Origin of the sequence: Listeria grandensis FSL F6-0971, assembly GCF_000525835.1 — a bacterium.
GTDB lineage: Bacteria > Bacillota > Bacilli > Lactobacillales > Listeriaceae > Listeria_A > Listeria_A grandensis.
Genome location: NZ_AODD01000013.1, coordinates 42,284 through 62,695, shown reverse-complemented (window position 1 = coordinate 62,695; position 20,412 = coordinate 42,284). Strand labels below are relative to the sequence as shown.

At 45.6% G+C, this 20,412-nt stretch carries 18 protein-coding genes and 1 pseudogene; 16 read left to right on the top strand and 3 right to left on the bottom strand.

Translation table 11 applies throughout. The annotated features are described in order from the left end of the window. The first annotated feature begins 7 nt into the window (after nt 1-7). From PGRAN_RS08900 to PGRAN_RS16785, 9 genes are all read left to right on the top strand, one after another. Nucleotides 8-889, top strand: coding sequence for a carbohydrate ABC transporter permease (locus tag PGRAN_RS08900; RefSeq protein WP_036066561.1), 882 nt, complete (start codon nt 8-10; stop codon nt 887-889). After that, complete coding sequence (locus tag PGRAN_RS08895; RefSeq protein WP_036066560.1) at nt 876-1,727, top strand: carbohydrate ABC transporter permease; 852 nt, start codon at nt 876-878, stop codon at nt 1,725-1,727. The genes PGRAN_RS08900 and PGRAN_RS08895 overlap by 14 nt, the downstream gene beginning before the upstream one ends. Before the next feature lie 244 nt (nt 1,728-1,971). Next, complete coding sequence (locus PGRAN_RS08890; protein WP_036066559.1) at nt 1,972-3,024, top strand: zinc-dependent alcohol dehydrogenase; 1,053 nt, start codon at nt 1,972-1,974, stop codon at nt 3,022-3,024. An 18-nt stretch (nt 3,025-3,042) separates the two neighbouring features. After that, nucleotides 3,043-3,834 (top strand): sugar phosphate isomerase/epimerase family protein, encoded by a 792-nt coding sequence (locus tag PGRAN_RS08885; protein ID WP_036066558.1) that lies wholly within the window; start codon nt 3,043-3,045, stop codon nt 3,832-3,834. A gap of 107 nt (nt 3,835-3,941) precedes the next feature. Further along, nucleotides 3,942-4,976 (top strand): Gfo/Idh/MocA family protein, encoded by a 1,035-nt coding sequence (locus PGRAN_RS08880; RefSeq protein WP_036066557.1) that lies wholly within the window; start codon nt 3,942-3,944, stop codon nt 4,974-4,976. 5 nt (nt 4,977-4,981) lie between these two features. Further along, nucleotides 4,982-7,165 carry a glycoside hydrolase family 65 protein gene (locus PGRAN_RS08875; protein WP_036066652.1) on the top strand — a complete coding sequence of 728 codons (2,184 nt, stop codon included), beginning with the start codon at nt 4,982-4,984 and terminating at the stop codon, nt 7,163-7,165. A 21-nt stretch (nt 7,166-7,186) separates the two neighbouring features. After that, complete coding sequence (locus PGRAN_RS08870) at nt 7,187-8,305, top strand: glycerate kinase (protein ID WP_036066556.1); 1,119 nt, start codon at nt 7,187-7,189, stop codon at nt 8,303-8,305. Continuing rightward, the gene (gene pgmB / locus PGRAN_RS08865; RefSeq protein WP_036066555.1) at nt 8,302-8,961 is read left to right on the top strand and encodes a beta-phosphoglucomutase; all 660 of its coding nucleotides are present in this window, start codon (nt 8,302-8,304) and stop codon (nt 8,959-8,961) included. The genes PGRAN_RS08870 and pgmB overlap by 4 nt, the downstream gene beginning before the upstream one ends. A 45-nt stretch (nt 8,962-9,006) precedes the next feature. Further along, the gene (locus tag PGRAN_RS16785; RefSeq protein ID WP_159101128.1) at nt 9,007-9,153 is read left to right on the top strand and encodes a hypothetical protein; all 147 of its coding nucleotides are present in this window, start codon (nt 9,007-9,009) and stop codon (nt 9,151-9,153) included. A 61-nt stretch (nt 9,154-9,214) separates the two neighbouring features. Here PGRAN_RS16785 and PGRAN_RS08860 read toward each other — a convergent pair whose 3' ends face one another. Next, nucleotides 9,215-9,769: a helix-turn-helix domain-containing protein gene (locus tag PGRAN_RS08860; RefSeq protein ID WP_036066554.1), complete on the bottom strand. Its 555-nt coding sequence runs from the start codon at nt 9,767-9,769 to the stop codon at nt 9,215-9,217. Between the two features lie 116 nt (nt 9,770-9,885). Here PGRAN_RS08860 and PGRAN_RS08855 point away from each other — a divergent pair, with 116 nt between their 5' ends. The 4 genes from PGRAN_RS08855 (at nt 9,886) to PGRAN_RS08840 (ending at nt 13,574) form a co-directional block, all read left to right on the top strand. Continuing rightward, nucleotides 9,886-10,476, top strand: coding sequence for a LysE family transporter (locus PGRAN_RS08855; protein WP_036066552.1), 591 nt, complete (start codon nt 9,886-9,888; stop codon nt 10,474-10,476). A gap of 80 nt (nt 10,477-10,556) precedes the next feature. Further along, nucleotides 10,557-11,981, top strand: a complete 1,425-nt coding sequence (locus PGRAN_RS08850; RefSeq protein WP_036066550.1) for an MBOAT family O-acyltransferase — start codon at nt 10,557-10,559, stop codon at nt 11,979-11,981. 18 nt (nt 11,982-11,999) lie between these two features. Then, on the top strand, nt 12,000-13,166 hold the full coding sequence (locus PGRAN_RS08845; RefSeq protein WP_036066548.1) for a DHHW family protein: 1,167 nt from the start codon (nt 12,000-12,002) through the stop codon (nt 13,164-13,166). A 12-nt stretch (nt 13,167-13,178) separates the two neighbouring features. Beyond that, nucleotides 13,179-13,574, top strand: a complete 396-nt coding sequence (locus PGRAN_RS08840) for a DUF1398 domain-containing protein (protein WP_036066546.1) — start codon at nt 13,179-13,181, stop codon at nt 13,572-13,574. Nucleotides 13,575-13,958: 384 nt separating this feature from the next. On the opposite strand, the gene PGRAN_RS08835 is transcribed toward PGRAN_RS08840, so the two are convergent. Further along, the gene (locus tag PGRAN_RS08835) at nt 13,959-14,780 is read right to left on the bottom strand and encodes a helix-turn-helix domain-containing protein (RefSeq protein WP_241433324.1); all 822 of its coding nucleotides are present in this window, start codon (nt 14,778-14,780) and stop codon (nt 13,959-13,961) included. Nucleotides 14,781-14,978: 198 nt separating this feature from the next. On the opposite strand from PGRAN_RS08835, the gene PGRAN_RS08830 reads away from it, so the two are divergent. Then, nucleotides 14,979-15,428: a MarR family winged helix-turn-helix transcriptional regulator gene (locus PGRAN_RS08830; RefSeq protein WP_036066543.1), complete on the top strand. Its 450-nt coding sequence runs from the start codon at nt 14,979-14,981 to the stop codon at nt 15,426-15,428. Next, complete coding sequence (locus PGRAN_RS08825) at nt 15,425-16,777, top strand: MATE family efflux transporter (protein WP_036066541.1); 1,353 nt, start codon at nt 15,425-15,427, stop codon at nt 16,775-16,777. The genes PGRAN_RS08830 and PGRAN_RS08825 overlap by 4 nt, the downstream gene beginning before the upstream one ends. A 51-nt stretch (nt 16,778-16,828) precedes the next feature. On the opposite strand, the gene PGRAN_RS08820 is transcribed toward PGRAN_RS08825, so the two are convergent. Then, a complete protein-coding gene (locus PGRAN_RS08820) occupies nt 16,829-17,983 on the bottom strand; it encodes an ROK family transcriptional regulator (protein ID WP_036066540.1) in 1,155 nt (384 codons plus the stop codon). Nucleotides 17,984-18,136: 153 nt separating this feature from the next. Here PGRAN_RS08820 and yicI point away from each other — a divergent pair. Further along, nucleotides 18,137-20,406 (top strand): annotated as a pseudogene (gene yicI, locus PGRAN_RS08815) (alpha-xylosidase). Nucleotides 20,407-20,412: the final 6 nt, after the last annotated feature.

Sequence of the window (20,412 nt, the reverse complement as noted above, 5' to 3'; positions counted from 1 at the left end):
AGGCACTATGAAAACAAAAGCATATAAACGCTCGGATGCAAAAATGGCGCTGGCTCTGCTGTCGCCTAGTATCCTCTTATTACTTGTGTTAGTGGCGTACCCGATGATTTCAAACATTCAAATTAGCTTTTTAGAGTTACCGCTCAATCCGAATTTGGATTCAACGTTCATCGGTTTGCAAAACTATATTGATATTTTAACGGATGCGGAATTTTATAAGTCACTGGCTTTAACGTTTGGCTATACAATTCTAGTAGTTGTTGGTAGTACAGGGATGGGACTTCTGGTTGCGATTTTCTTCAATCGGGAGTTCAGATTCCGGAAAACGGCGCGTTCGCTCATTATTTTGTCATACGTAACGCCGTCGATTTCGTTGATTTTTGCTTGGAAATACATGTTTAACAATAGCTATGGTGTTATCAATTTTGTTGGTGGTGATATTTTGCATCTTTGGAAGGATGCACCACTTTGGTTTGATAACCCCGTTTCGAGTTTTATTTTAGTCGTGTTATTCGCGATTTGGCGCTATTTCCCGTACGCTTTCATTTCGTTTTTAGCGATTTTACAAACGGTAGATAAATCGCTTTATGAAGCAGCGGAAATGGACGGGGCAAGCGTTTGGGATAAATTCAAAATTGTAACGTTGCCTGCGATCATGCCAGTGTTGGCGACGGTTGTGACGTTGCGTGCGATTTGGATGTTCTACATGTTTACGGATGTATACTTGTTGACGAACAAGGTGAATATTCTTGGGGTTTACTTGTATCAAACAGCCTTTGCATTCAACGATTTAGGCAAAGCATCGGCGATTTCGGTGATTCTGTTTATCATCATCTTCGTGGTCATCATGGTTACAAGAAAGCGAGTGAATTTAAATGGCGGTAAGTAGTAAAAAAACAAAACGGACGAAGAAAATTGTCTTTTATGTGAGTTTGGTGTTATTTCTGTTGTTTACGCTGTTTCCATTCTTGATTATGATGATGACGTCGTTTAAGAGTCCGAAAGAGGCGATTTCAACAACGCCAACGTTTTTCCCGAAGGATTGGACGTTTCAGCATTATTTAGACATCTTCAACCCAGATATTTTCCCGTTTTTGACGTATTTTAAAAACAGTTTTATCATCGCACTGGTTGCAGCGGGAATTGCGGTTGTTTTAGGGATTTTAGGCGCTTATGCGTTGTCAAAATTGCGTTTCAGAGCGAGGACAACGATTAATGCGAGTTTTTATACGGTTTATATGTTTTCAGGGATTTTGTTAATTGTGCCGTTGTTTAAAATTATTTCGAGTGTTGGGCTGTATGATACGAGAACGGCGCTTATTATTACGATGGTTGTGCAGACATTGCCGACCGCGATTTTCATGTTGATTAGTTATTTTGATACGATTCCTGTGGATATTGAGGAAGCCGCGATGATGGATGGCTTGAATCGGATGCAGATTATTTTACGTATTATCGTGCCATTGGCGATTTCGGGTATTGTTTCGGTATTCGTTTATTGCTTTATGGTTGCTTGGAATGATTATCTGTTTGCATCGATTTTCTTGTCAGATTCGGAGTTGTTTACACTACCGATTGGCTTGAATACGCTGTTTAGTACACCAGATTATATTTGGGGCCGAATGATGGCGGCATCTCTCATAACGGCACTGCCTGTTGTTATTATGTACGCTTTGTCGGAACGCTTTATCAAAGGAAATCTTACCGACGGCGGCGTCAAAGGCTAGGTCAGAGCGTCGAGAAGCATTCATCTTCGTCGTTAAAAGTTCCGTTCCAGTGCTCACGTACGTAGGTACGCTCCGCACCTGGTACTCACTTTTGCCTAGAAGCTAAAAGCTTCTCGTCGCTCTGACGGCTGATTCTGCGACACGGAGTTGTTTCGGGGGTGGAACGGGAATTTTGGCGAATGAGAAAGGGACGAAGAGCCTTGATAAGAAATAGATTTGGTATATCAGAAAGGAAGTTTGGATGATGAGGAAGTTGATTGCTACGGAGCCGCGGGTTGCGGATTTGGTGGAGTATGTGGATCGGGAGTTGGCTAAGGATGAGGCGCGGATTCAGGTGAGGTTTGCGTCGCCGAAGCATGGAACGGAGGTCGTGGATTTTCGCGGGGTTAGTCCTTTTATTGATGAGGAGTTTAACGAGGAATGGAATATGTTTATGCCTCGTGCGGAAGGTGCGGCGCGCGGGATTGTGTTCGGTGAGTTTCAGCTCGGGAACATGGTTGTCGGCGAGATTGTCGAGATCGGCGCGGATGTGACGGAGTACGCGATTGGCGATATGGTTTGTTCGTATGGGCCGATTATGGAGACGGTGATCGTGAAGGCGGTCGATAATTATAAATTGCGGAAAATGCCAGCGGGTTCTAGCTGGAAAAACGCGGTTTGTTATGATCCGGCGCAATTTGCGATGAGTGGTGTTCGTGAGGCGCATGTGCGTGCGGGCGACTATGTCGTGGTTGTTGGGCTCGGCGCGATTGGCCAAATTGCGATTCAACTGGCGAAAAAGGCTGGTGCGAGTATCGTGATTGGTGTTGATCCGCTAGAACATCGTCGTGAGATTGCGATGCGTCATGGTGCGGATGCTTGTTTTAATCCGATTGGGACGGATGTTGGGTTTGAGGTCAAGAAATTGACGGGCAAACTGGGCGCGGATTCGATTATTGAGACGAGTGGGAATTCGCAGGCGCTTGAGGCGGCGCTACGCGGGATTGCGTATGGCGGGATTATTTCGTATGTCGCGTTTGCGAAGCAGTTTCCGGATGGGTTTAATTTAGGACGTGAGGCACATTTTAATAATGCTAAAATCGTGTTTGCGCGGGCTTCGAGTGAGCCGAATCCGGATTATCCGCGTTGGAATAGGAAGCGGATTGAGGAGACGTGCTGGGAACTTTTGATGAACGGGTACCTGGATTGTGAGGATTTGATCGATCCGATTGTGAGCTTGGATGAGAGTGCGCAAGCTTATATGAAATATGTGGATCAGAATCCAGATTTGAGTATTAAGATGGGAATCGAACTTTAGAAGGAGACGGTAACAGTTATGAAAATTGGAACGCAGAATCAGGCATTTTTTCCAGAGAGTATTATGGAGAAGTTCGAATATGTGAAGGAAATGGGTTTTGAAGGTTTTGAAATTGACGGGAAACTGTTGGTTGAAAATGTGGCGGAGGTCAAAGCGGCGATTGCGGCGACGGGGATTCCGGTTTCGACGGCATGTGGTGGTTATGATGGCTGGATCGGTGATTTTATCGAGGAGCGTCGTTTGCGCGGATTACAGGAAATCAAGGTAATTTTGGAGGCGTTGCAAGAGGTTGGCGGGACGGGAATCGTAGTTCCTGCGGCTTGGGGCATGTTCACGTATCGCTTGCCACCAATGGTTTCGCCGCGTTCAGAAGCTGGTGATTTCAAAGCGGTGAGTGAGTCGCTCGTTTATTTGGACGGGATTGCGGCGGAGACTGGGACGACGATTTTTCTGGAACCGCTGAATCGTTATCAGGATCACATGATCAATTTGCTGGGCGATGCGCGTCGCTATATTGAGCAGAATGACTTGAAACATGTGAAAATTATCGCGGACTTTTATCATATGAATATTGAAGAGGACGGGATTTCGGAGGCGCTTCACGCGAATCGTGATTTGGTACGGCATGTGCATGTGGCGGATAATCATCGCTATCAGCCTGGCAGTGGATCGCTTGATTTTAAAAAGCATTTCGATCAGTTGAAAGCGGATGGCTATGACGGTTTCTTGACGTTTGAATGCCGAGTTCGCGCGGAGGATCCTGAGAAAGCGTATCGGGATGCATTGGAACATTTGAAAAACTGTAGATAAACTCAGCGTGGCGGTAAATCATACATTGTAGTTTTTCTATTTTCAGAAATACGATACTGCCTCTAAAATCCGATTTTGGAGGCAGTATTTCAAGGGGGAAGTAAGACGTGAAAAAAGTAGCGATTATTGGTGCGGGGCAGGTTGCCGAGAAGGTGCATGCGGCGTATTACAAGACGCGGACGCAGGAGTTGGAGCTGGTCGCGGTGATTGATCCAGACGCGGGGCGTGCGCGGGATTTTGCGGAACAGAATGGTTTTGCGCGTAGTTACGTGGATGCGGCGGAGATGTTTGAGACGGAGAAACCGGATATGGTGAGTATTTGTACGCCGAATCGGTTTCATTTTGATAATGTGATGTTGGCGCTATCGCATGGTGCTGCGGTTATGTGTGAGAAACCGCCTGCGATGACGGCGAATGAGGCGCAGCAGATGCGTGATTTGGCGGCGAAACAGCATCTGGTTTTGGCGTACGATTTTCATCATCGGTTTGCGACGGATATGCGCGAGGTGAAGAAGGCTTATAAGGATGGTGTACTAGGCGAAGTTTACATGACAAAGGCTAAGGCGCTACGCCGTTCGGGAGTTCCTGGTTGGGGCTCGTTCACGAATAAGGCGTTGCAAGGTGGCGGCCCGCTAATCGATATTGGGATTCACATGTTAGACGCGGCGATGTACGTGCTAGATTTTCCACAGGTCAAGAAGGTCACTGCCAAAATGTTTCAAAAAATTGGGACAAAGAAGTCGGAAGGTACGTTTGGAACGTGGGACCCTACGAAATATGATGTGGAGGACGCGGTTTTTGCGTTTATTGAGTTTGAAAATGGTGGCTTGTTGCAGTTGGAGACTTCTTTTGTATTGCAGATGAAGGAAAGTTCGGTTTTGAATGTGGAATTTTTCGGAGATGAGGCTGGTGCGACGTTGTTTCCAGCGGAGATTTACACGGATCGGGCTGGCGAATTGGTCACGATTTTGAAGAAGGAAACGGCGGACGAGGAGCGACATGCAAAAAGTATGCAGGCGTTTGTGGATCGGGTGCTTGGTGCGGATGTGATGGTGGCGGACGCGGAGCAGGGTTATCAGGTTCAGCGTTTGATTGAGGCGATTTACGAATCAGCAGAAAAAGGTGAGAGTGTATATTTATGAGTAGAATCAGTGTGTTACGGGAGAGTAGAATAGATCCGCATTATTTCGATACGTATGCGAGTTTGATGATGACTGGGAACGGTTATATGGGGATTCGCGGAGGATTTGAGGAAGATTATCCGGAGCAGACGCGTGGCATGTTTGTGGCGGGAATTTATAATAAAGCGCAGGGGCAAGTGAGTTCTGATTTAGTGAATTTGCCTGATGTAACGCGGTTTGAGTTCGAGATTGATGGTGTGAATTTCTCAATGCATCGTGGGGAAGTTCAGGATTTTGAGCGGGTTTTTGATTTGGCGACGGGTGAGGTGTGTCGCGAATTGGTTTGGCAGCACCCAAATGGGAAACGATTCGGGCTTTGTTTGAAACGCTTTGTCAGTAAGAAGGAATTACATAAGGTGTATGCGAAGGTTGAGATTACGAGCCTGTCGGGTGACGCGGATGTGCGGATTCGGACGGGGATTGATGGGCAACAGACGAATTTCGGGACGCAGCATTTGGTGGAAAAATCGCTTCGTGTATTTAGTGAGACGTGGATGCAGGGCGATTATGTGACGACGCAAAGTGGGCAAGATTTAGCGGTGACGTCGATGATTAGCGCGCCTGGAAGTTTTGCGGCGAAGAATCGGCAGTTGCTCGTGACGGTGAATCAGAAGTTGGCGGAGAACGAGCCGTTTTCGTTGGAAAAGGTAAGCGTCATCGCGACGAGTTTGGAGACGGAGAATCCGGCTGAATTTGGGCTCGGCGAGATTCGCGAGGCGAAGAGCTATGACGATGCTTTGGCGGAATCGCGCGTTTCTTGGCAGAAATTTTGGCAGGATTATCGGGTTGAGGTGACATCTGAAAACACCTTTGATCAGTTGGCGCTTGATTTTGCGGCGTATCATTTGGAAGCGATGACACCGGCTCATGATGAGCGTTTTAGCGTTGGGGCGAAAGGGCTGACGGGTGAAGGTTACAAAGGGCATGTGTTCTGGGATACGGAGATTTTTATTGCGCCGTTTCATTTGTATAATCATCCGGAAAAAGCGCGGAAGTTGTTGCGTTATCGCTATCTTCATCTGGAACAGGCACGCGCGAAAGCTGTCAAAAATGGCTATCAAGGGGCATTATTTCCTTGGGAGAGCGCGTTTAGTGGAGAGGAAGAGACGCCTGAATTTGCTGCGATTAACGTTCGCACTGGGAAGCGTCAAAAAGTGGCGTCGGCCCTTGCGGAACACCATATTGTGGCGGATGTTGCGCATGCTGTGGTCAACTATTATGAGGCGAGCCAAGATGAACTATTTATGGAGCATGATGGGTTGCAAATTTTGCAGGAAACAGCGCGTTTTTGGTTGAGTAGGGCTGTATTAAAGCAGGGGAAATATGTTATATTAGATGTAATCGGTCCTGATGAGTATACGGAACATGTGGATAATAATGCTTATACGAATTATTTGGCGCATGAGAATGTGTATCAAACGTTGCGCTTTATGGCGAAATACGGTCAGAAGCATACGGCATTTTATGATTTGTGTGAGGCATTTTTACGAAAAATTTATTTGCCGCAGCCAAATGAGGCGAAGTTGATTCCGCAAGATGATACGTTTCTTGATAAACCAGAGATTGATTTGACGGGGTATAAGGAGAAGCAGGGATCGCAGGCGATTTTGCTGGATTATTCGCGAGCGGAAGTGAACGAGATGCAGATTTTGAAGCAGGCGGATGTGGTGATGTTGCTTTATTTGATGCCAAATCTGTTTGCCGAGGAAATTGTGGCGCGGAATTTGGATTATTATGAGGCGCACACGATTCATGATTCTTCGCTGAGTAAGGCGATTCATGCGATTGTGGCGAACCGGGTTGGTCAGTCGGAGAAGGCGTATCGCTTTTTCGAAGAGGCATGTCGGATTGATCTCGAGGCGGCTCCTGGTGGGACGGATGAAGGTGTGCATGCGGCGTCGCTTGGCGCAATTTGGTTGTCCACGATATTCGGATTTGGCGGTATTGCGATTTCGGATGGCGAACTGCATTTGAATCCGCGATTACCGGCTGAATGGAAGCGCTTGGCATTTTCGTTTGTGTGGCATGGGGAACGCCTGGAAATCGAACTGGAATCGGATAAAATTCGCGTGACAAAAGAGACGACAGCGCCAATTCAGATTCACATTTTTGGTGAAAAGCATTGTATGACGACAGGACTAGAAATTTAAATTTTGGAAGGAAGAGTTTTCATGAAAATTGTCATTGCCCCCGATTCATATAAGGAAAGTTTAACGGCACAGGAGGTAGCAGAGGCGATCCAGACGGGATTTGCGACTGTATTTCCTGATGCGGATTATCAGCTTTTACCTGTGGGTGATGGCGGAGAGGGAACCATCGCGATTCTGGCGCAGGCTTCTGGTGGCGTTACGGAGGATGTGCGTGTGACGGGACCGCTAGGCGAGGTGGTAACCGCAAAAATGGCATTCAGTGCCGATCGGACGCGGGCTTTCATCGAAATGGCGGAGGCGTGTGGACTACATTTGGTGCCCGCAGAGAAACGTGATCCGCTAGCGATGAGCACGGCAGGTGTCGGCGAATTGGTGTTGCATGCTTTGGATGCTAAGGTAAGTGAGATCGTGATTGGGGTTGGTGGAAGTGCCACTCATGATGGCGGAATTGGCATGGCCGCAGCGCTGGGCGCGCGTTTTTATAATTTGCGTGGGGAGAATGTGACGGCAATTGGTGCGAATTTGAGCGCGATTAGCTCGGTTTCCCTGACAAACCTTGATCCACGACTATCTAAAACGACGATTCGAATTGCGGCGGACGTAGAAAATCCACTGTGCGGTGAAAATGGGGCGGCGACGATTTTTGGTCCGCAAAAAGGTTTACCGCAGGATAGGATTCCCCATATCGATAACGCGATGCACGGTTTTTATTCCATTTTCAAACAAGATGTTCGTGATTTGCCAGGAAGCGGTGCTGGAGGTGGAATGGGCGCAGGATTGATGCTGTTTGCAGGTGCCAAATTTGAGCCGGGTATCGAGCTTGTTTTACGTGAACTGCGGATGAAAGAAGTGTGCGCTGATGCGGATATTATCTTGGTTGGTGAAGGGCGTATGGATGCTCAGACTGTCTTTGGTAAAGCGCCAATCGGTGTAGCAAACTGTGCACCGGAAAATGCGACGGTCATCGGGATTTGCGGCAGTATTGGAGAGGGAATTGACGCGGTTTATTCGAAAATCGATGCCGTATTCCCAACGATTGCAACAGCTGGGAGCTTGGAAGACATTTTGCCGAAAACGCGTGAAAATATTGAACGGACGGCCCGAAACGTGGCAGTTCTGCTGAAAGGGAGAGTACGGTGAAACAATTAGAAGCAGTAATTTTTGATTTGGATGGGGTCATCACAGATAGCGCACATTTTCATTATTTGGCATGGAAACAACTCGCGGCAGAGATTGATATCGAGATCGACGAGGCGTTCAATGAGACGCTAAAAGGCATTAGTCGGATGGACTCACTCGACTTAATTTTAGCGAAAGGTGGGCGCGAACAAGATTTCACAATCGCTGAAAAAGAAGCATTAGCGATGAAAAAGAATGCGCATTATGTGGAGTTGTTAAAAGACTTGTCACCAGCAGATATTTTGCCGGGTATCAAGCCATTACTAGACGCAATTCGCGCGGCAAACTTGAAAATCGCCTTAGCTTCTGTTTCTAAAAATGCCCCAATGGTTCTGGCGGCACTTGGCTTAACGGATAGCTTTGACTACCTAGCAGACGCAGCAAAAATCACACATTCGAAGCCAGATCCAGAAATCTTCTTAGTTGCAGCGGCAGGACTTGGCGTAGTGCCTGCAAACGCCGTTGGAATCGAAGACGCTCAAGCCGGTGTTGAAGCTATCAAATCAGCTGGCATGAAAGCAATTGGTGTCGGAACTGGACTCATCGGAACAGATGAACTCGTTAGCGATACATCGAAATTGTCACTAGCGATGGTTCAAAAAGTATTTCAGCTGTAACTTTTAATTGCCTACGAACTAAGTTACTCGGGAAAAATGGTGAATATGTTGAATTTAGTGGAAGGGGACAAGGCTGTTGTAGAGAGCATGGATCATGCGTTTGAAGTACATTTATTCGGAGAAATTTGGAATAAGGAATGTCGGCACAAGCGAACAAGTAGCTCTGCTACGCGCGCGGATTATATGACATGAGGAATCACTCCCTTTTGATGGATCTGATAGGACATCAAAAACGGAGTGGTTCCTTTTGTCGTTAGTTGGGATAGTAAATAATCATGCTGAGGCGGCAGATGTCGGAACTTGCGTTGGTATAGACATGCTCTTGATCGGCTTTAAAACGAATCGAGTCGCCATCCTTGGCGTTTAGTTGTTGTCCGTTTGTCATAATAACGAGTTCTCCGGAAAAAACCGTGATAAATTCTTCCGTACCATCTGGATGTGGTGTGGATTCTAGCCTTCCATCGGGATCAATCTCCAAATAATATGTTTCAAAGCGGCGCTCGCTATCGAACGTAAACATTGGATAGTTACGACATTTCCCGTCATCAGCAATAAGTGGTTCACGGGATTTTCGATCGATCACTTCATAGTCAATTTTGGGCTTCGTAACAAGTTCTGTAAAAGAAACTTTCAACCCATTCGCGATTTTCCAAAGCGTAGAAATGGTGGGATTCACGTCTCCGCGCTCAATTTGACCAAGCATACTCTTACTGACCCCAGTGAGTTTCGCGAGTTCATCGAGGCTGAGACGTTTTTTTTGACGGGCTAATTTTAAATTTTCTGAGACAATGGCACTTATATTATCCATAGACTGCTCCTTTTACCAAGTTGACAATATAACGCACATAATGTATCGTATACTGTATAAACGTTATAGTATCCTTTTTGTGTATTATAACATCCGAAGAGAAGGAGGTAAAGAATATGTTCAATGTAGCAGCGTTTTTATCTTATATATTCCTGACAGCATACACGCCGGGGCCAAATAATATCATGGCAATGACCAACGCAAGTAATGACGGCTTTAAAAAGAGTTTTCGGTTTTGTTTAGGTGTTTTAGCTGGATTTTTCGTCGTTGTGCTGGCATCCGCGATTTTTAGTGCAGCTTTATATGATATTATCCCGACGATTGAACCGTTTATGCGTTTTATCGGGGCAGCATATATTTTATGGCTAGCGTGGATGATTTTGCGAGATAAACCTAAAAATTCTAAAGATAACAAAGTGCGATTAGAACCGAACTGTTTCTTTACGGGGATGGTGATGCAGTTTGTGAATGTAAAGGTGATTTTATACGGGATTACGACTTTTTCAACGCTTGTTTTACCTTATTTCACAGGTATGTTCCAAGTTTCTTTATTTATCGTGATTTTGACGGTTGTTGGCTTTTCTGGCACGTGTTGTTGGGCGATGTTCGGCTCTATTTTCAGCAAGCTTTTCGCGGAACATAAGCGGGGGCTCAACATTGTAATGGCGCTATTGCTAGGGTATTGCGCAGTCTCTATTTTGATTTAGCAAGGTGTATTGTTTTTTTGGTGGTGGGCATAGTAAAATGAAGAGGAGTTTATCACACCACCGGAAAAGGGAGAAAATAGATGCTATTTAGTACAACGACGTTCTTATTTGTGTTTTTACCTATTGTGTTAGTTATTTACTTCATCACACCGACGAAATTAAAAAATATTATACTGCTACTTGCTAGCCTGCTGTTTTACGCGTGGGGCGAGCCTAAGTTTATTTTCGTTATGTTGCTATCGATTGCAATTAACTATGTTTTCGGATTGCTCGCGGATAAGGCGAAGCGGGAAGGAAGGCATGGCAAGCTAGTCATTACATCGATGGTTATCGGAAACTTGGCTGTTCTGGGCGTTTTTAAGTATGCTAATTTTGTCGTATTTAATTTGGAAACGTTTTTTGGGACGAATTTTGAATGGACAGCGATTGCGTTGCCGCTAGGTATTTCCTTCTACACGTTCCAAGGGATGAGCTACGTGCTCGATGTGTACCGTGGGGACGGGCGGGTGCAGAAAAATCCATTAAATATTGCGCTATACATATCACTATTTCCACAACTCGTTGCGGGGCCTATCGTTCGGTATCAAACGGTTGCGGACCAAATCGATCATCGGCGCGTCGATTTAAATTTATTTACGAGCGGTGTGAAGCGCTTCATCATCGGTTTGGCGAAGAAGATGTTCATTGCTAACAACTGTGGGCTTGTCGCGGATCAGATTTTTCAGAGTCAAGGTGGCGGATTATCTGTTGGTACCGCTTGGATCGGCCTCATTTTCTACTCACTTCAAATTTTCTTTGATTTTTCAGGCTATTCCGATATGGCGATTGGGCTTGGCCGGATGTTCGGTTTTAAATTTCTTGAGAACTTTAACTATCCGTACATCGCGAAATCGGTTTCCGAGTTTTGGCGCAGGTGGCATATTTCGCTGGGCACATGGTTCAAAGATTACTTGTACATCCCACTAGGTGGAAATCGCGTTTCTCCTATAAAAGTATACCGGAACCTAGCGATTGTTTGGCTGGCGACTGGGATTTGGCATGGTGCGAGTTGGAATTTCTTGCTTTGGGGTGCCTATTACGGACTGTTCATCATGCTCGAAAAAGCCTTTTTAGGAAAAGCATTACTCAAAGTTCCAGCGGTGCTACAACACGTGTACGCGCTGATCGTGATCATCTTCGGTTGGCTACTATTCCGCATTGATAACGTCAGTGATATTTGGAGTTATCTCGGTTCGATGTTTGGCTCAGGAACTTTCTGGGACGCGCGTGCGACCTACTACATGCACGAATATGCAGTCGTTTTGATCGTTGCGATTATCGCCTGCACACCGGTTATTAAAAATCTATTTGCGAGCGAAAAATTACTAACCTTCATGCAGAGCCATCGCGCCTTGCACATTACAAAAGATGTGGCGACACTTGCTGTCCTTGCCTTCATTTTTGTCTATTCTGTCGCGCTTGTTGTCGGCTCGACTTTCAATCCATTTATTTATTTCAGATTTTAAAACGTTAGGAGAATCACTGTGAATAAAAAACTATTTAATATCTTACTATCGGCTGGGTTTTTACTCCTTATTTTCGGCGTCTTTTTCTTCTATCTGTTTGCTGGGAAAAATCAAGTATCGATTCTAGAAAGCCGCAATTTGGCGCAAAAACCTGATTTTAGCGCAGACGCAGTTAGCACGGGCGATTACATGAAAAAATGGGACGTTTTCTTCAATGACCAGTTCCCACGGCGAGACGCGTTCACAGAGCTCAACATGCGCGTGAATCAGTTGGCGCTCGGGCAAGATGTCTATAAAGACGTTTATGTAGCACCAGACGGTTATTTGCTGACAAAAGTAGAGCAATACACGAAAGCCGATGCCAAAAAAATCGCCGATCGCGTAAATAACGTCGGACAATCTTTGCAAAAAATGGACGTCAAGACAAGTCTAGTACTCGTTCCGAATAAATCGACGGTGTTTGAAGCGAAGTTTCCAACCTATTATCCGAGCTTTGGACGTGAAGGTTACGAGCGCTTGATGCCGATGATTAATGAGAAATATGTGCAGAATATTGATATTTCACAAATCCTTTATAAAAACAAAAATAAAGCCAACATGTTTTTCTATACGGATCACCATTGGCAAGCCACAGCTGCATTTTTAGCATCAGAAAAGGTGACCAAAGAAATGAATCCGGGCGTGAAGCAACTGACGATGGCTGATTGGACTTGGAAACTAGAAGGTTTACCATTTTACGGTTCGGATGCTCGGAAAACGACTTCCGCACTTGTCTCAAAATCCGATCAAGTGATGGTTGCCGAGCAGAAACATTTGAGCGCACCGTATAAACTTGATGTGATTAAGGAACAGCGCGATTCGCTTTACGTGAAGAGTCGTTTAACTGACCCAGCCGTGTACGCAAACCGTTACACGACCTATATTGGGACGGATTATCCGGAGGCGCATATCCAAACACCAAATCCGCTGACGAATAAGAACTTGCTTATTTTTAAAGATTCTTATGCGAATGCGTTTATCCAGTTCATCGCGCCATATTACGCCAATGTGCACGTACTGGATTTGCGTTATTACAAAAATCTCGATTTGCAAGCGTATGTGAAAAAATATGATATCGATCAAGCGTTGTTATTTTTCAATAATAATTCGATTTACGCGACACCGCAATTGACGACGTTTGAGTAGGAAGGTGAGTTCATGTTAACCGAAGAAACCATCATGCAAGTAGCGACGAGTGAAGCGAATGCTGGAGATTTTCCAAAAGTAGTGCAGGGATTTAAATCAGCAGGCGTTGTGGCATATGATTACATCGTGGCGAGCGGACTGTACGTGTTCTATGACATAGACGGCACAAAAGTCGAAGCGAAACTAAATGGCATACCAAAAAGCATCGCAGAAATCGGCTCAGTGAAGGCAATTCAAGCCGCTGTCAAACAAGCCCAATCTGGCAACATCGATTTTGAACAGTTTTGCGAATTGGCAGGCGAGGCGGGCGTATCGATTTGGCACTCCAATTTAATCGAAATGTTGGTTACTTATCAAGATAAAGCTGGAGGGATTTTGCTACAAGAACCGATCCCTGCTGTTCAATAAGTATTAGCAAGAGCGCTCTCTGTCATGGAGAGCCTCTTTTATTGGCAGGCGTGGAAGTATTAGTTCATCTACATAGAAACGACAGGTCTTCTCTTAAAAATGCTCTTGCATTATAATTCTTCAAACGCTTGATGATCGTATAACCACAAAAAACGATTTTACTCTAATTTCTAGGAGTAGCATCGTTTTTTTTTTGCATATATTTTTTCGAATAGGGTAAACAGTAAAAGTGTTAGCATTTGTTTCGAAAAGGGGCTATGTGATGTATCTATTAATTATCGGGATTGTATTGTTGGGTATTGGACTTTTCATATTTGAGCCACAAAGCAGAGAACGACACGATGACTAAAGTTCTAGGAGGTAACTCTAGGGCTTTTTTTTTCGTCAATGTCTGTTTTCATAAAGCAAACAACTCAAATAAGCAAATAGCAATCCATCGGTTTTTCGCAACGACAAATTTGTCAGCTCCTGAAACTTATCAATCCGATATTGAATCGTGTTGCGGTGCATGAATAGGGATTTTGCCGTCATGCTCAAGTTTCCTTGCTGCTCCCAAAGCGCCTTAATGAGCGGCTCCCACGCGTCGTCTTTTTCAAATAGGAGGCCGATTTGTTGGGCTAATAAACTGTTCGTGAGCTGTTCGGCGATCATTGGCAGACAGTTAGATTCAACGGTTTGTACGAGGTGATTGGAATTCTGCCGAAACAGTCGTTGTTCCTCGGCGAACAAGTCGCGTAACAATAAATTTTGCTGATGAAACAAGCCCATGAAAAAATGGACCCGCATGTAAAAATCGCCTTCAAGCGTTGTCGCAATCGCATCGAGCTCTTCTTCACCAAGCAAGGAACCGGCGACTTTTTCGATTATCACGCCGTAATCATCGGTCAGCATGAGCAATTCGGCGTCTTGTGCGAAGAAACTTGTCAAAGCTTTTTGCCATTCGATTAAGGTGGCTTTTGCTGGTGTGCCGGACTGAATTTGGAATTGGATGATTCGGTAAGCATCTGGCTTTGCGGCAAGTGTTACTTCTTTTTGGGTGAATAATAATGCATACCATTGTTCTAAGCCTGCATTTTTGAAAGTTGGTGTGGGCGCTTGAAACAAGGTTTGTAAAAGCAGTTGCTCTTCGGTTGTTAACGTTCTCTTTGGAATCGCAAAATAATATGGGTTTTCATAGAAAAAGAGATGTGTCGTGTTTGCTTTCAACGGTTTTTCAGAATATGTAAGGTCGGGATATCGTTCTTTTAGTTTTTTTATTTCGCATCATTATAGCCTCGCTTTCCACTCATTTATTGTGTCAAAACCGCAGGGCAAAGTCAAATTTGATTGCGAATCGAACCTATATTCGCTATAATGGATAAAGTTGATTGCGCAACCAAGTTAGCGGTTGAGAAAGAGGATATTATGACAGAGAGATACGAAATTATAGCAAAGTCGATGTCGATTGTGAATCGGTGTGGAAATACATTTAAGTTAGAACGGTTAAAGAAATATGGACTGGGTGTCGGACAATTGCGTTACATTGCGACGCTGTACCAGTTCGATGGTTTATCACAGGATGAGATCGTGAAACGGTTCATGGTCGATAAGGCCAATGTTGCGCGACACCTTCATCGCTTGGAAGAGCTAGGCATGATTCGACGAGAAGTGAACCAAGCCGACAAGCGCAAACATTGTGTTTATTTGACGGATAAAGGCAGGGAAGTCCAGCCACTTATCGAGGATACAATGAAAACATGGTCAGGAATTTTGACGCAAGATTTTTCGGAAGAGGAGAAGGAGCAGTTGATCGATTTACTCTTGCGAATGTCGGCTAATGCGCAAAATTACCAGGAGGCGGGTGATTTGGAATGAAGGAACAGAGCAAACGACTGGGTGAGGATAAAATTGGGTCGCTGATGTGGCGTTTATCCGTTCCGGCGTTTATCGGCATGTTCGTGATGGGCATGTACAATATTGTCGACACGATTTTCGTGGCGCGTGGCGTTGGATCGTTAGGTGTAGCGGCACTTTCGATTGCTTTTCCGGTGCAGATGATCATGATGGCAATGGCCGCCATGTTCGGTATCGGTGGGGCGTCGATTATTTCGCGAGCACTTGGCGCAGGAAAGCAGGACGAGGCCAATAAAGTGTACCATCAGGTGATTTGGCTCGTTATTATATCGAGTTTACTGCTGGCAATCGTGACGTTTATTTTTCTTGATCCGCTCGTAACGATGTTTGGCGCGACACCGGAGATTCACCAATACGCGAAGGATTTCCTGCAAATTTTGCTACTGGGTTCGGTATTTCAAACGTTCGCGATGGCGATGAATAATATCGTTCGTTCGGAGGGGAACGCCAAAATTGCGATGCTGACAATGATCATTTCGGCGGTTTTGAATATGATTTTGAATCCAATTTTCATTATGGGTCTGGATATGGGGATTCGTGGCTCGGCGTTTGCGACGTTGATAGCGCAGGCGGTTGGCGCGGTTTGGCTACTCATCTACTTTCTATCCGGGAAAAGTTCGCTGACGCTAAAAGGTCTCCGATTTCATATTGATTGGAAATTGTCGGGAAGTATTGTTGCGATTGGATTCCCGTCGTTTATCATGATGTCCGCGGGAAGTGTCGTATCGATCGCGGTAAACTGGATGCTCAATATTCATGGCGGGACGATGGCAATTGCAGCGTATGGTGTCGCAAATCGAATCGCATCCTTCATGATTATGCCGATTAATGGCGTGACACAAGGCATGCAACCAATTGTCGGATTTAACTACGGTTCGCGCGAGTATAAGCGGGTCGTAAAAGCCGTGAAGCTTTCTATCGTAGCAGCAACCGTGATGTCGCTCGTCGCATTTGCCGTCGTCGAGCTGTTTCCAGATTTGCTGGTCAGCGTCTTTACTACCGATCAGCAACTCCTAAAAGACGGAGCACACGCCGTGCAAATCGTTTTGCTCGCAGCACCTACAATCGGTTTCCAAATCGTCTGCGGTGGCTTGTATCAAGCGCTTGGTCGCGCGCGAATCTCCTTTGTGATTTCGCTGATGCGCCAAATTATTTGTCTGATTCCGCTGCTCCTCATTTTACCGAATTTTTGGGGCTTGGACGGAGTTTGGTACGCTTTCCCACTGGCAGATGTCGGCGCGTTTACGGTGTGTCTCATCATCATGATGCGCACGTGGCGCGGACTATTTAAAAACCCAGAAATGGTTTAAAAGAGCATCACAAAAAGCCAAGTCATTTTGCCCGACTTGGTTTTTGTGTGCTTATTTTTTTAATTCGAATCTTGGTACTTCTAAGAAATTCGCAATCGTTACTACCGCGGCGCCAAATAGAATGGCTTCTTCACCGAGACTGGCGTGTTTCATCTGAATGTTCGCTGATGTGAGGTGCGGTAACTTGTGCTTGATTTTCTCTGGAAACTCAGGGAGGAGGCGGCTAATTTCGCTGTGAATGGCAATAACTCTCGGGTTATAAAGCGTAATGATGTTGTGGACGGCAATCGTTAAGTAGTCGATCATGTTGTTGATCAGCTTCATCGCAAGGGCGTCGTTCTTCGCATAGGCGCGATAAACATCGGGAATAATCGCTTCTTTGTTCCCTGAAAGTTCACGATACGTATCCAAAAGCACTTTTTCTGAACTATACGTCTGGAGGCAACCGTTTCCGCCACAAGTACAGGGATTTCCGTTGACTTGCACGATCATGTGGCCGATTTCGCCGCTGAGCCCGTTTTCCCCGGTGTAAAGCTGGTCGTTCATAATAATACCGGCGCCGACGCCAGCGTGAATACTGATGCAGACAAGGTTGCTGAAGGCACTATTTTTGGCGTGTTCGCTAAGCGCGAGTAGGTTCGCTTCATTCTCTAGGAAAATCGGATAATCCAGATGTTTCTCAAGCTCTTCGGCAAGCGGAAAATCGGAAAAGTCATAAACTGGCGTGAAGTCAATCGCATTATTGTGGATGATGCCATGAATTGCGATCGTCATACCAACAATGCCAAAAGGTGATTCTGGAAGCTGGGCGGTGATTTCTTGGAGAATGGTGACTAAATCAGCGGTGATGGTTGCTTTTTCGACGACGCGAAACGGGAGTAGTTTTCTTTTTAGGGTGGAGCCGTCGAGGTAGTGAACCATCGTATCTATGTAATCGTGGCCAATATCGACGCTAATCGCGAAGCCAGCTGCTTTGTTGAGCTCAAGCATGATCGGTTTGCGGCCACCTTGGATGGTACTTTCGCCGATGCCGACTTCTTTTATGAGTTGTTGATCGATCAGTGTTTTGACGATGGCAGAAACGCTAGCTTTGTTTAGACCAATTTTTTCAGAGAGCTGAGCACGTGAGAGAGGTCCTTCATTAAGGATGACGCTCAGAACGGTACGCTCATTGGTTTCTCTAATGCCAGTTCGATTTGCAAACATTGCAGTACCCCCTTATTCTTACTACTTATTGTAGCGTGTAGTGCCCTGTTTGTCTATGAAGAAAACGCTTGACAAAATGAAAGAGGCGTATTATTATGATGTTAGTTGGTTTGTTATGCTAACTAACTTAATTGAGTCTAAGGAGGGACGAAAATGAAATTTACAGATGGGATTTGGCTTGTAAAAGAAGGCTTTGAAATCCAAAATCCGAAAGAAGTATTTGATTATGAATTGAAAGCGGATACAGCGACGATTTTCGCACCTTTTAAAAAAAATTAAAAACGCGTGGAGATACATTGAATCTTGGTTTGATGACGACTGAGATCCGTTCGCCACGAGAAGATGTGTTCACCGTGTGGTTGAAGCATCACGATGGCGGCGATCGAAAGTCCCCGGCGTTTCATGTGGAAGAACAGCAGGTTTCGCTACAAATGACGGATAATGAGAAAGCGATTACAATCAAGTCGGGAGATCTCGAGGTTCAAATCGATAAAGAAAACTATGGCCTGTCCTTTTTCGGGAAGCAGCAGTTTTTGACGAAATCGGATGTGAATGGGCAAGGTTACATCACTTCCGCGGATCAAAATTACATAAGGGAACGCTTGGATCTTGGTGTTGGGGAAAATATTTACGGGCTAGGCGAACGCTTTACGAATTTCGTGAAGAATGGACAAACCGTGGATATTTGGAATAAGGATGGCGGAACGAGTAGTGATCAGTCGTACAAGAATATTCCGTTTTTCGTGAGCAATAAAGGTTACGGCGTGTTTGTGAATCATCCCGAGTGTGTGTCCTTTGAAGTTGGCTCGGAGCACGTGTCGAAAAATCAATTTAGCGTTGCCGGCGAGACGTTGGAGTACATGATTATTTATGGACCAACGATGGAAGAGATTTTGCGGAAGTATACGGATTTGACGGGAAAACCAGCCTTGCCGCCAGCTTGGTCGTTCGGACTATGGCTCAGTACTTCCTTTTGTACGGATTACAACGAAGAGACCGTGAATTCGTTCATCGATGGTATGAAAGAGCGGGATATCCCGCTGGATGTGTTCCATTTCGATTGTTTTTGGATGAAGGATTTTGAGTGGTGCAATTTTGAATGGGATCGTCGTGTTTTTCCGGAACCTGAGAAAATGCTCGCGAAGTTGAAGGCGAAGGGTTTGAAGATCTGCGTCTGGATTAATCCGTACATCGCGCAGAAGTCGGCGCTTTTCGCGGAAGGTAAAGAACATGGCTACTTCATCAAAAATAAAGACGGTTCCGTGTGGCAGTGGGATTTATGGCAAGGTGGGCAAGCGATTGTCGACTTTACGAACCCGGCGGCGTGCGCGTGGTATCGTGATAAGTTGAGCGTGTTAATCGATATGGGCGTGGACGCATTCAAAACGGATTTCGGCGAACGAATCCCGATCGATGTGCAGTATTTCGACGGCGCCGATCCTGAAAAAATGCATAACTATTACGCGTACATTTACAATGAAGTGGTGTTTGATCTGTTGAAAGAGAAGAAAGGCGAGCAAGAAGCCGTACTATTCGCCAGATCAGCCACAGTCGGATCGCAAAAATTCCCGGTTCATTGGGGAGGTGACTGCCTTTCGACGTACAGCTCGATGGCTGAATCGTTACGTGGCGGCTTATCCTTTATGCTATCGGGATTCAGCTTTTGGAGCCACGATATCGGCGGCTTTGAAGAGGGCGCGACACCGGATATTTACAAGCGTTGGACACAGTTTGGCTTGCTATCATCGCATAGCCGTTACCATGGAAACGTGGAGTATCGCGTACCGTGGATTTTCGACGAAGAAGCGGTGGACGTGACGCGGAAATTCACGAAATTAAAAATGCGTCTGATGCCGTACTTGTTCAAGCAAGCCGTAATGGCGCATCAAGATGGTATGCCAATGATGCGTCCGATGGTGCTTTCTTATACGGAAGATCCAGCCGTCGCGACGCTTGACCGTCAATACATGTTAGGTGAGAATCTCCTCGTAGCGCCAATTTTCAATGACGAAGGTCGCGCCGAGTTTTACCTTCCAAAAGGCAAGTGGACAAATATTCTGACCGATGCAGTGTACGACGGCGGCACATGGGTGAGCGAGCATCACGATTACATGAGCTTCCCGCTTTTGGCGAAGGAAAACAGCATTATCGTGTGCGGTTCACAGGATGACCACGCAGAATACGATTATGCGGAAAATCCGGCGATCCACGTATACGGTTTTGAAACGGCGAACGCGAGCGCGGAAACCGTGATTTATCAAGCAAACGGTACACCAAAAGCAACCATCCGCGTCCGAAATAACAATTCTGAAATAACGGTTCACACAGAAGGCTTGGCGAACTACGAAGTCATCTGGCATAAACAACACGAATCAGGGACAAAAACATACAAAACATCTGAAAAAACAATCAAACTAGCATAAAAAATC

Excerpts from the sequence above, each read along its gene's own strand:
- PGRAN_RS08840 (WP_036066546.1), top strand. The coding sequence starts at position 13,179 with ATGTTAACCGAAGAAACCATCATGCAAGTAGCGACGAGTGAAGCGAAT.
- PGRAN_RS08820 (WP_036066540.1), bottom strand. The coding sequence starts at position 17,983 with ATGTTTGCAAATCGAACTGGCATTAGAGAAACCAATGAGCGTACCGTT.
- PGRAN_RS08885 (WP_036066558.1), top strand. The coding sequence starts at position 3,043 with ATGAAAATTGGAACGCAGAATCAGGCATTTTTTCCAGAGAGTATTATG.
- PGRAN_RS08850 (WP_036066550.1), top strand. The coding sequence starts at position 10,557 with ATGCTATTTAGTACAACGACGTTCTTATTTGTGTTTTTACCTATTGTG.
- PGRAN_RS16785 (WP_159101128.1), top strand. The coding sequence starts at position 9,007 with ATGTTGAATTTAGTGGAAGGGGACAAGGCTGTTGTAGAGAGCATGGAT.
- PGRAN_RS08855 (WP_036066552.1), top strand. The coding sequence starts at position 9,886 with ATGTTCAATGTAGCAGCGTTTTTATCTTATATATTCCTGACAGCATAC.
- PGRAN_RS08825 (WP_036066541.1), top strand. The coding sequence starts at position 15,425 with ATGAAGGAACAGAGCAAACGACTGGGTGAGGATAAAATTGGGTCGCTG.
- PGRAN_RS08830 (WP_036066543.1), top strand. The coding sequence starts at position 14,979 with ATGACAGAGAGATACGAAATTATAGCAAAGTCGATGTCGATTGTGAAT.
- PGRAN_RS08860 (WP_036066554.1), bottom strand. The coding sequence starts at position 9,769 with ATGGATAATATAAGTGCCATTGTCTCAGAAAATTTAAAATTAGCCCGT.
- PGRAN_RS08900 (WP_036066561.1), top strand. The coding sequence starts at position 8 with ATGAAAACAAAAGCATATAAACGCTCGGATGCAAAAATGGCGCTGGCT.
- PGRAN_RS08890 (WP_036066559.1), top strand. The coding sequence starts at position 1,972 with ATGAGGAAGTTGATTGCTACGGAGCCGCGGGTTGCGGATTTGGTGGAG.
- PGRAN_RS08870 (WP_036066556.1), top strand. The coding sequence starts at position 7,187 with ATGAAAATTGTCATTGCCCCCGATTCATATAAGGAAAGTTTAACGGCA.
- PGRAN_RS08895 (WP_036066560.1), top strand. The coding sequence starts at position 876 with ATGGCGGTAAGTAGTAAAAAAACAAAACGGACGAAGAAAATTGTCTTT.